This window comes from Candidatus Competibacter denitrificans Run_A_D11, assembly GCF_001051235.1.
GTDB classification, from domain to species: Bacteria; Pseudomonadota; Gammaproteobacteria; order Competibacterales; family Competibacteraceae; genus Competibacter_A; species Competibacter_A denitrificans.
This window is the reverse complement of the sequence record NZ_CBTJ020000024.1, coordinates 65,177-75,219: the sequence shown is the minus strand read 5'-3', so window position 1 is coordinate 75,219 and position 10,043 is coordinate 65,177. Positions and strand designations below refer to the sequence as shown.

General features: G+C 55.6%; 10 protein-coding genes. 3 read left to right on the top strand and 7 right to left on the bottom strand.

Features of this window, described 5'->3' with window-relative positions:
* Window positions 1-161: 161 nt before the first annotated feature.
* The 4 genes from BN873_RS18720 to BN873_RS04360 all read right to left on the bottom strand — a co-directional run bounded on the left by BN873_RS18720 (window position 162) and on the right by BN873_RS04360 (window position 5,044).
* Complete coding sequence (locus BN873_RS18720) at window positions 162-3,101, bottom strand: ATP-binding protein (protein ID WP_053085235.1); 2,940 nt, start codon at window positions 3,099-3,101, stop codon at window positions 162-164.
* 18 nt (window positions 3,102-3,119) lie between these two features.
* Window positions 3,120-3,338, bottom strand: a complete 219-nt coding sequence (locus tag BN873_RS04370) for a hypothetical protein (protein ID WP_139031644.1) — start codon at window positions 3,336-3,338, stop codon at window positions 3,120-3,122.
* Between the two features lie 93 nt (window positions 3,339-3,431).
* The gene (locus BN873_RS04365) at window positions 3,432-3,800 is read right to left on the bottom strand and encodes a response regulator (RefSeq protein WP_048671012.1); all 369 of its coding nucleotides are present in this window, start codon (window positions 3,798-3,800) and stop codon (window positions 3,432-3,434) included.
* A 176-nt stretch (window positions 3,801-3,976) separates the two neighbouring features.
* On the bottom strand, window positions 3,977-5,044 hold the full coding sequence (locus tag BN873_RS04360; protein WP_048671010.1) for a DMT family transporter: 1,068 nt from the start codon (window positions 5,042-5,044) through the stop codon (window positions 3,977-3,979).
* Window positions 5,045-5,250: 206 nt separating this feature from the next.
* On the opposite strand from BN873_RS04360, the gene pdxS reads away from it, so the two are divergent.
* Both pdxS and pdxT read left to right on the top strand, forming a co-directional pair.
* Window positions 5,251-6,132: a pyridoxal 5'-phosphate synthase lyase subunit PdxS gene (gene pdxS / locus BN873_RS04355; protein ID WP_048671008.1), complete on the top strand. Its 882-nt coding sequence runs from the start codon at window positions 5,251-5,253 to the stop codon at window positions 6,130-6,132.
* Window positions 6,132-6,791 (top strand): pyridoxal 5'-phosphate synthase glutaminase subunit PdxT, encoded by a 660-nt coding sequence (pdxT, locus tag BN873_RS04350; protein WP_048671006.1) that lies wholly within the window; start codon window positions 6,132-6,134, stop codon window positions 6,789-6,791. Before pdxS ends, pdxT begins: the two co-directional genes overlap by 1 nt.
* A gap of 47 nt (window positions 6,792-6,838) precedes the next feature.
* Here the strand turns inward: pdxT and BN873_RS04345 are convergent, their stop codons facing one another.
* Genes BN873_RS04345 through BN873_RS04335 form a run of 3 tightly spaced genes read right to left on the bottom strand, consistent with a single transcriptional unit; the run spans window position 6,839 to window position 8,658 of the window.
* Window positions 6,839-7,564, bottom strand: coding sequence for an LrgB family protein (locus BN873_RS04345; RefSeq protein ID WP_048671004.1), 726 nt, complete (start codon window positions 7,562-7,564; stop codon window positions 6,839-6,841).
* On the bottom strand, window positions 7,557-7,916 hold the full coding sequence (locus BN873_RS04340) for a CidA/LrgA family protein (RefSeq protein WP_048671002.1): 360 nt from the start codon (window positions 7,914-7,916) through the stop codon (window positions 7,557-7,559). Before BN873_RS04340 ends, BN873_RS04345 begins: the two co-directional genes overlap by 8 nt.
* A 46-nt stretch (window positions 7,917-7,962) precedes the next feature.
* A complete protein-coding gene (locus BN873_RS04335) occupies window positions 7,963-8,658 on the bottom strand; it encodes a L,D-transpeptidase family protein (RefSeq protein WP_082161089.1) in 696 nt (231 codons plus the stop codon).
* A 291-nt stretch (window positions 8,659-8,949) separates the two neighbouring features.
* Here BN873_RS04335 and BN873_RS04330 point away from each other — a divergent pair, with 291 nt between their 5' ends.
* Window positions 8,950-9,987 carry a GGDEF domain-containing protein gene (locus tag BN873_RS04330; RefSeq protein ID WP_048671000.1) on the top strand — a complete coding sequence of 346 codons (1,038 nt, stop codon included), beginning with the start codon at window positions 8,950-8,952 and terminating at the stop codon, window positions 9,985-9,987.
* The last annotated feature ends 56 nt before the right edge of the window (window positions 9,988-10,043 follow it).

Below are 10,043 nucleotides of genomic sequence, written 5' to 3'. Positions count from 1 at the left end.
CCGCCGCGCCAGCACCCGCAGCAACTCCCGCTGCGGCGCCAGCGGCACCAGCGCCGGCTCCTGCGCGGCAGAAATGATCGAGTCGTCGTAAACAGTCATCGCGTTTTGTTGTGCTAATCACCACGGGCCGGTCCAAGCCGCAATGGCTTGGCCGGCCTCGCTCAATCGCCTTCGCGTGGCCCCAACAAGAGCCGCAGCTTCCTGCCCAGGTCCGCTTTTCGGTAAGGCTTGGCCAAAACATCCGCGCTGGCTACTTGGTGGCCATCACCGATAAGCGCGTGCTCCGTGTATCCTGAGGTGTAGAGTACCGGCAACGTGGGATAGCGGCGTTGTGCCTCCATAGCCAGTTTGACGCCATCCATTGGGCCGGGCATGACGATATCGGTGAACAGCAGGGCGACATTGAGAGTCGTCTCCAGGATCTCAAGCGCGCTGGCGGCATCGGCGGCGGCGATGGGTTCATAACCCAGTCCGCGCAACGCATTGACAGCGAACAGGCGGACGGCGGCATCATCTTCGACCACCAGGATAATTTCACCATGGCCTTTCGTCGCACCATGAGCAACATGTGGGTCGGGTACCGCTTGCGCCAATTCTTGGATAGGAGGCAGATAGAGCCGGACTAGGGTGCCTTGATTGATCTGGCTATGGATGGTGATGTGCCCACCTGATTGCTTGATCAGGCCATAAACGATGCTAAGCCCAAAACCGCTGCCTTTCCCTGTTTCTTTCGTGGTGAAGAACGGCTCAAACGCCCGCTCCAGCACTTTGGGTGGCATTCCGACGCCGGTATCCTTAACCGCCAGCATCACGTAGGTGCCAGATTCCAGATCAGCCTGTGAGTCGGCGTAGTCTTTTTCGATCAGAATATTGGCGGTTTCCAGGGTGAGCTTGCCCCCTTGGGGCATCGCATCGCGGGCATTGATGACCAAGTTGAGCAGAGCGCTTTCCAATTGATCGGGATCGATCAGCGTATGCGCCAAGTTGTCCGCTAACAGGGTGTCGATTTGGATCGTAGCGCCCAGCGTGCGCCGCATCAGATCCAGCATTCCGCGCACCAGTTTGTTGAGATCCGTCGTTTGCGCCAACAGGGGCTGACGGCGTGAGAAAGCCAGCAAACGACGAGTCAAATACGTGCCGCGATCCACCGCTTTCAGTGCTTGCTGAGCCAACTCGTGTAGCCGAGGTTCATCGGTTAACTGTTCGTGTAGCAATTCCAGATTGCCCATGATCACCGCCAACAAATTGTTGAAATCATGGGCAATGCCGCCGGTCAGTTGACCGATGGCCTGCATCTTCTGTGCCTGGCGGAGCTGGGTTTCGGCTTGCTTGCGCTTGGTGATGTCGTGTGATACCACAATGGCAGCAGCCTTGGCATTAAACTTCACATCGAGCGGTGCAGTCCGGGATTCGAACCAGCGCAATCCTGATGCGGTTCGCAGTTCATATTCCGCGACCTGAATATGCCGAGTGGCCAAAGCATTGCGGATAATCGCCAGGAAAAAATCTGCCATTTCCTGTGAATGGACTTCGTGCAGGAGCCGGTCCCGGATGGGGGTGAGGCCGATAGCGGTTGTTTTCTGCTGTGCTTCGCTTAACTCAAGATAATTGTTTGATTCGGAATAGATATTTTTGTCGCTCTCCGAATCGCGCGCAGAGGGGATTCCGCTGATTGGGCGGGCTTGTCCCGGCGCCAAGACTTCGCGGTAACGACCATCTTCATCCACGACGAATACCAGATCGGGAATCGCCCGTGTCATCGCCCGCAACCGTGCTTCGCTTTCGCGTAGGGCGATTTCAGTTTGGTTGCGGTTGTGAATTTCGTGGGTCAGGACTTGATTGACTCTTTCTAAGTCGGCGGTACGCTCGGCGACCCGCTGCTCCAGCAAACCATTGGCTTCACGCAGCTTTTCCTGAGTTCTGTGCATTGAACTGCGCAGCTTATTAAACGCGCGTGTGAGTTCATCAAGTTCGTCGTTGCCGCTTGGGGGAAGATCGACGTGCAGGCTACCCGTAGCCATTTGCCGGGTCGCTGCCACCAAGGTGGTGATCGGGGCGGCTAAAGCGGTGGCACGTTTTTTTGATAGGAGGTAAGCGAAGACCAGCATGGCTAGAATCATCAAGCCGAGCACCCAGACCGTGAGCGCACTCGCCGACTGTGCAGTCGAGATTTCTGCTTCTAGTTGCTGTTTGGCTTGCTTGGCTATCGCTTCTGCCAACGCGATGACTTGATCGGCCAACGGAACGACGTCTTCGGACATTGCCCGCAAGGCGATATTCCAGTCGGCCGACTGGCGTAGTTGGGTCAACTGAGCGGTTGTGCCGGTGAAATCTTTCAGCTCTTGGGCAATTGAGCTAACCAACTGCTGTTGGTTAGGAGCCAGTAACGGATCAATGAGAAGAACATCCGCTTGTGACCGCAAGGCTTGCAACGTCTCCTGCAAGAGTGGGATATAACGCAACCCATCAGTGTCCAGTGTTTCCCGCACCAACAAATGCGCGGTCGCCAATCGGTGGCGCGTTTCTCCGATCCGGGCGAGCAGGGCTTTCCTTTCTGTGCCCCCTTCCTGAGTTTTTTCATCCTCTATCAACGTATTGAGTAATGAGTACAGCGTTGCCGTAATGGGTTCGACGGTTCTCAGATAGAGCAATCGTGCCGGTTCATTACCAGGTGTGCGCACCGTATCCTGTACTCGCGCCTGAGACTCGCGCAAGGCGGTTAGCAATGGCTTAAGTTCCTTAGCCGGCTGGTGATGCTTGCCATCAACAGTGACGGTTGGAAAATTTTCTAAGACTTGCAGCGCAGGTTGAATTTGATCGCGCCAGGCGCTTTGCCAGCTCTCCAGGAATCGCTGGTCGTCGGATCGTACCCAGCCTTGTAAATTGGTTAGCGACCGACGTACTCCGGTGAGCAACTGAAAGGATGCTTGCGATAATGGCGCGCTCTCTTGCGCCAGATGGATCACCGTACTGCGTAGATCGTAAGTGGCGAGCAGCGCCATGCCCAGCATCAGTAAGCCGACCGACGCGACTAACAGGTGTGAAAACAACAACTGTTGAATCAGTGATGAGCTTTGTTCAGTGCGCCGGTCACTGCCCACGGTCGTCGCCCAGGCCCGCTAGCGAGCACGCTCCAGCGGCAGTAAGGCCACTGGGTCGTTGGGGAGGAACGACGTTGGCTTGACGGTGAACGCATCAAGGTCGTTGGTGAGAGTGGTGCGGTCGAGCTGAATCGGGGAGATGGATAGCGCGCCGGAATGCAAGCAATCGGAGGTGGCGAGAAAATCGACTGCCGACAGGCCAAAAACCATAAGCCGGAGATGGAGTATCCGCCGCATTGTCGCCGCCTGGATGTATCGATGACGATATCTTAATGTTTTTATAATTAAAAATAGCGAGTGAGTAAAGAAAAAATTGGTTGTAGAGGTCTATTAAGCGCCAAGCGCGCCCCGTAGCTGCGCTAGTCTGACCGGCTTCACCAGGATACTGACGGATGGTAGACCTTTGAATTCCGCTAATATCTTGGCATCTCTCGCATAGTCCGGGCTAAATCCCGTCGTGATGATCAAATCCGATGCATAACCTTGCTCCAGCAACCAAAGCAAAAGCTCGTTGCCATCGATATCCGGGATCACCATATCCAAAATGATCTTATTGGGCTGAAAGCTGGCAAAGCCTTTCTGAAAATCCAACCCGTTGGTGGTTACCATCACTTCGTAGCCGATATCAACAGCGACCCGGCGAACAAACTCGCCAAATTCTGCTTCATCGTCAACTATTAGCAGGCGTTTAGCGTTCATAGGCATCAGGTCCGTAGCATTCGGTTAGAGAGGGGTACGTAGGTTTACGAGGTTCACCGTCATTCATGGTGCGCTGCACAATTATCCGCCCTGATGGGTTGTCGTTCAAGTCTACCGCTGCTTCAAGCACATTCTAGCCGATGAAATGGGCTGACCGCTGTCCGGTGGCATCTGTTCTATCGATCAATGAGCGGGTGTCGGTGCCGATGATGGATGTCCGGGTAATGCGGATGGGCGTGTTGGATCGAGGCGTGAGCATGGGCATGGGCGTGCGGTTCGCCGGGTGGATCGTCGGGTTGGTGGACATGTTGGTGATGGGCGTCATGCGTGTGTCGGTGAGCATGAACCAGCGGATCATGGCTATGGAAATGGTCGTGCCGTTCGGTCAAGTGCAGATAAATGCCGATCCCCATCAATAGAGCGGCCAGCAGCACTTGCGGGGTTAATGGTTCATGGAGTAAGAGGATCGCTAAGGCCGCGCCCATGAACGGCGCTGTGGCGAAATAAGCGCCGGTACGAGCAGCGCCGAGCTGGCGCAAAGCCAAGACAAAGGCGATCAGACTGCCGCCGTATCCGATGGCACCGATCCCGCTCGCGGCTACAGCCAGGCTCACTGGTGGGAAGTCATCGCCTAAGCTAGCGGCCAGGATGAGCGTAATCGGCCCGGCGACCCAGCCTTTCACCGCCACGATGACCAAAGGGTCGGCTACAGCCAATTTACGGGTCAAATTATTGTCGATAGCCCACGCCAGACAAGCGCCGATCACTGCCAGCGCACTCCAGCGGGGAGCACCGATAGGCCCCTGCCAGGATAAAATAACCGCACCAATTAGGATGGTGAGCGCGCCCAAGGCGATGCGGCGGTCGATGCTTTCATGAAAGATAAGCCACGCGATCAGGAGAGTGAAAAAACTTTCCAGATTCAGCAGGAGTGCCGCGCTAGTGGCGGGTGTGGTCTGTAATCCCGCCATCAGCAGGATAGGCCCGATCACCCCACCCGCGATGACGACCGCCCCCAGCCAAGGCCAATCCGCAGTGGCTAGCGGCGCCTCTGTGCGACGGATCTTAAAAGAGGCGCGTACCGCCAGCAGCAGGCCAACCCCGAAGCCTGCTCCCAGATAGAGTAGTCCCGCCAGGGTAGTGGCGCCGATTGCCCCAAGCAACAGTTTGGCGAACGGGATACTGGCGCCAAACAGGACAGCCGCCGCCAAAGCCAATAGGGCACCCAACAAGCGTTCTGGCATGATTGAACGTTTAGTGGCTTATCGGTTGATGAAGGGGGCACCGCGTATTGTGGAAAATACGCTGATTTACGGCGGTGCAATGTCCTGTGAGAAGCTTCGGTCCAAGTGATCGATAGTGGTATACTTCGCACTTTTCGCGGGCCGCAGAAGGTTCAAGTAGCGTGATTCCGCGACCATTTTTTCGTCATCAGGTAGCGAGTAGCAGTATGACAGAGAACCGATATCTTCTGAACGCCCAATTGGCGCAGATGCTCAAGGGCGGGGTCATCATGGATGTGGTCAACGTGGAACAAGCCCAGATTGCCCAGGAGGCGGGTGCAGTGGCGGTTATGGCGCTGGAGCGAGTCCCGGCCGATATCCGCAAGCAAGGCGGCGTCGCGCGCATGTCCGATCCTGGCCTGATCAGAGCCATCAAGGAAGCAGTGACTATTCCGGTGATGGCCAAAGCGCGGATCGGCCATTTTGTTGAAGCACAGATTCTACAAGCCCTCAAGATTGACTATATCGATGAGAGCGAGGTGTTAACCCCCGCTGATGAAGAATGCCACATCGACAAAACTCAGTTTGCCATTCCTTTCGTTTGCGGTGCTCGCAATCTAGGGGAAGCGGCACGCCGGATTGCCGAGGGTGCGGCGATGATTCGCACCAAGGGCGAAGCCGGTACCGGTGATGTGGTGGAAGCGGTGCGCCATATGCGGACCATGAATCGTGAGATCCGTCAACTGGCGGGCCTGCCGAGCGAAGAAATCATGGGTTTCGTCAAGGCCAATGGAATTCCCTACGAGCTGGCGCTGGAAATCAAAAAACTGGGGCGATTGCCGGTGGTCAATTTTGCGGCTGGTGGCATCGCTACGCCGGCCGACGCCGCCTTGATGATGCAGCTTGGCTGTGATGGCGTGTTTGTCGGTTCCGGGATCTTCAAATCCGCCGATCCGGTGCGACGGGCGAGCGCCATCGTTAAAGCGACCGCGTTTTACAACGATGCTGAAAAGCTATTGGACGTTTCGATGGATCTGGGCGATCCCATGCCAGGGCAGAGCGTAGCCAGCATGGCGGGCGAAGAGCGCTTGGCGGGACGTGGCTGGTGATGGCCGCTGACGCCGGTAGGCTCGGCGTCCTGGATCTGCAAGGCGGCGTGCAGGAGCATCTTGACCATCTGCGACGGATTGGGGTGGCGGCCCAAGCTGTGAAGCGGGCTACTGAGCTTGAGGGATTGGCCGGGCTGATTATCCCCGGCGGTGAGAGCACCTGCCTAGCACGGCTGCTGGATATCTTTGGCTTAAGCCATGCGATCAGTCAGGCGTACAGCGGGGGCCTCAAGCTATGGGGTACTTGCGCCGGGGCGATTTTGCTGGCTAGCGAAATCACCGATGAACCGCCGTTTCTGGGCCTGATCGACATGGCCGTCAGCCGCAACGCCTTCGGTAGTCAACTGGATAGTTTCAACCGTGTGGTGGAAGTCCCGGCGGTGGCGGTGGAGCCGGTGCCGGTGACCTTCATCCGTGCCCCCAAGATCGTGCGGGTTGGTGCGGGTGTCAGAGTTTTACTGCAATTGGACGATTACATTGCCGCCGCTGAAGATGAGCAGATTTTGGTGACGGTTTTTCACCCGGAGCTGACAGCCAATCTGGCTTTCCATCGCTATTTTGCCCGTAAGTGTGGCCTAACTCCCAGCGATAACGACGCCGCTAATCTCGATCCCGACTGGACTCCGCAAAGCTGGATGCGCTTTGCGCATCATTCCTAAAAGCTGCGCGATGAGTCCCTCAGGGGTATCGTGCAAAGCGGCTCCTTTCAGGCTAACCAATGGAGCAGTCGAATGATCGCCGGGACCAGCAAAGCGGTCAACAGCGCGTTCAAGCCAATCGCCAGACCGGCGAAGGCCCCGGCTAAACCGCTGATTTGAAAAGCCCGTGCGGTACCGATACCGTGCGCGCCCACGCCCAGCGCGAACCCTTTCACGGCATCGTCGCGAATTCGCAACCAATCCAATAGTGCGGGTCCGGCTACTGCACCGATAACCCCAGTCAGAATCACGATCACCGCCGTTAGTGACGGTAAGCCGCCGATCTTCTCAGCGATGCCCATGGCGACCGGTGTCGTCACCGATTTGGGAGCGAGCGAGAGCACGGTGGGCAGCGAGCCACCCAGCCACCACGCAATCCCCATGGCTGAAAGGATTGCTGTCAGCGAACCAGCCAGCAAACCGAAAGCGAGCGGTAAAAACAGTTGCCGAACTCGTTTCCAGTGCAAGTACAGGGGGACTGCCAGCGCTACGGTCGCTGGGCCGAGGAGGAAATGAATGAATTGTGCTCCGGAAAAGTAGGTTGCATAGGGAGTTCCGGTTAGCAGCAACAAGAGCGCAAGCAAACTGATCGCCAGAGCTACCGGGTTCAACAGCGCCCGCCCGCCGCTGCGCTGAAATAACCATTGCCCGGCTAAGTAAACCAGGAGGGTGATGGTTAACCACAGCAGGGGCGAAGTCGCCAAATAAACCCACATGTTGATGAGATCAGTCATCCGATGGGTCCGCGCCATTTCGGTGCATCAGGACATGCATGACCAAAGCGGTCATGGCAATCGTCAGGATCGTGCTCAGCAGGACGGCTATCGTTAGCGCCAGCCATTCTTTCGCCAGCAGCGCCCCATATTGAATGACACCGACGCCAGCAGGGACGAACAGCAAAGAGAGGTGCGATAGCAAAGTTTGCGCCGTCGTGCGCAAGGATTCGGGCAATGCGCTATGCCATTGGAGTGCCAAGAACAGCAACACCATGCCAATCACCGGCCCTGGTACAGGCAGGTGGCCCACTTGCGCGATGGCCTCACCGAGCAACTGAAAGGCCAATAAGACCGCCAGAACGGCGATCACGGTTTAAGTCCCCTTTTGGTTTTACGGATTTGCGGCATAGGCGACGTTAAGGCCGAATCTCAATTGGGGTACCGTCGCGGACGACCCGCCAGATCTCTTCAATTTCGTTGTTGGTCACAGCAATGCAGCCGGCCGTCCAGTCTCTTAACAGGTGGAGCCGACCCATGGAACCCATGCCGTTGGGTAAACCATGAATCATGATATCTCCGCCGGTAGGCCGTTTTTGGGCGGCGGCAAAAGCAGCATCTTGCCGGCTAGGGTAGGAGATGTGTAGGGCGCGGTGATAGGCGCTGTTCTGTTTGCGAGCGTCGATTTTGTAGTGGCCTTCGGGTGTTTTATTATCGCCCTGGAAGCGCTTGGGTCCGTCGGGTTGCCGGCCGAGAGCGATATCGTAGGCTTTGATGGGCCGGTTGCCGAAAAAAAGAGTCAGGCGGCGAGCCTTTTTCTCTACCACAATCCGATCAGCCGTTGTGTTTGGCGCGAGAGGCTGATCTGGCCAACTGGGCCGGTGAATCCTGGCGCCCAACGTAGCAACCCGATCATTGGGTTGTTTGCCAACGGATGGATCAGTCGCTGTCGGTTTTTGCTTTTCCTTGATGGTGGAAGAAGCGGGAGGCGTTACAGGCGTTACTGACGTGGCAGAATGGGGAACGGTTGGTGCCAGAACGTATTGGTAGATGGCGATGCCGACACTAAGGCTGATCAGGGCGAGCACACCGAACAGAACGATGCGAAATTTCATGGCCGATCAAGTAACCGATCTGTAGAGAGTGGCTGCGATTTTTACTTCGACTATCGTTGAAAAAAATGGGATCGTCAACCGCTACTCTGGTGACCTTCATCAAGGTCTTTTACGGATGGTAACCAGCCTGTTGCGGGTGCTATCAAGCTTTGTGGATCTGATTTTAAATCAAGAGACTCTTGAGCCATTGAGGTATTTCCGACTATTCTCATCCTAATATTAGTCTTTGGGTCCAGCCCTGAGGTATTGCGATAAAACACTTGAAAAACATTGAAATAATGCGATGCCAAGATGATGTCTTTGCGTGAGATCCGCTATCGGTTACGGCACGATTTTCAGTTGGCGGTGCTGTCATCGATGGCGCTGGTAGCGCTCTCTATCATCACGCCTTTCACAATTTATCGGCTGCTTAAGGCTGATTGGATGATGACTATAGTGGACAGCGTGCTGATCTTAGCCATCATCGCCACTGTGCTATACGCATGGTACACCGGGAATGCCCGCCGTTCTTGCCAGGCTTTAATGTATTTCGATTTTGTCCTGGGTATCGTAGGAGTCCATTTGTTTGGCACGGCTATTTTAGGGTGGGTGTATCCGATGTTGGTCTCCAATTTTTTTCTGGCGTCTCCCCGGCACGCAGCGCTAACGGGCATCTTATTTCTTTTAATGTTATTGATTATTGAGCACCAGATCTTCCCTTCGCCTTTGGCTGGGTTTACCTTCATGGCCACTGGCCTGTTAGTGTGTTTTTATACCTATGTGTTTGCCCAACGTGCCGAATTGCAGTACCGACAGTTGGAAGACCTGGCCTCGCGGGATACGTTGACTGGTGCCTTTAACCGGCGCACCTTCCAGCAAGAGTTGCAACGCGCTTATCAAGCTTTCCAGCGGGATGGGACGCCTTATGGACTACTGGTTCTCGATATCGATCACTTTAAGCAAATCAATGATACCTGGGGCCACGATGCGGGCGATGAAATTTTGGTCCGCTTGGCCCAGTTGATCGAAGGTTCCGTGCGCAAAACAGACCGATTTTTTCGTTTCGGTGGTGAAGAATTCGTCCTGCTGGTTTTTCCGACTAATCTCCAAGCTTTAGGGACAATGGCCAGTGATACCTGCCTCCAAGTGGAACGTGAGATCATCTATGAAGGTAAGCCGTTGACCGTCTCGATAGGGGGGGCGGTCCTGTGTCCGCAAGAAGCGCCCAGTGCCTGGTTTGCCCGAGCGGATGCAGCACTTTACAGCGCTAAACATCAGGGACGTAACCGAGCGATTATCGACTGTTCTTACGAAAGCATCTTGCCCATCGATGTTAGCGCTTCAGTGTAATCCATGGATTCTCAAGTGTTCTCTGCGGGGGCCTTATTAACTCTTGCCATTTTACT

What these genes read in the sequence shown, in the direction of transcription:
- BN873_RS04335 (WP_082161089.1), bottom strand. Translation starts at nt 8,658, where the DNA reads ATGAAATTTCGCATCGTTCTGTTCGGTGTGCTCGCCCTGATCAGCCTT.
- BN873_RS04360 (WP_048671010.1), bottom strand. Translation starts at nt 5,044, where the DNA reads ATGCCAGAACGCTTGTTGGGTGCCCTATTGGCTTTGGCGGCGGCTGTC.
- BN873_RS04330 (WP_048671000.1), top strand. Translation starts at nt 8,950, where the DNA reads ATGATGTCTTTGCGTGAGATCCGCTATCGGTTACGGCACGATTTTCAG.
- BN873_RS04345 (WP_048671004.1), bottom strand. Translation starts at nt 7,564, where the DNA reads ATGACTGATCTCATCAACATGTGGGTTTATTTGGCGACTTCGCCCCTG.
- BN873_RS04370 (WP_139031644.1), bottom strand. Translation starts at nt 3,338, where the DNA reads ATGCGGCGGATACTCCATCTCCGGCTTATGGTTTTTGGCCTGTCGGCA.
- pdxT (WP_048671006.1), top strand. Translation starts at nt 6,132, where the DNA reads ATGGCCGCTGACGCCGGTAGGCTCGGCGTCCTGGATCTGCAAGGCGGC.
- pdxS (WP_048671008.1), top strand. Translation starts at nt 5,251, where the DNA reads ATGACAGAGAACCGATATCTTCTGAACGCCCAATTGGCGCAGATGCTC.
- BN873_RS04365 (WP_048671012.1), bottom strand. Translation starts at nt 3,800, where the DNA reads ATGAACGCTAAACGCCTGCTAATAGTTGACGATGAAGCAGAATTTGGC.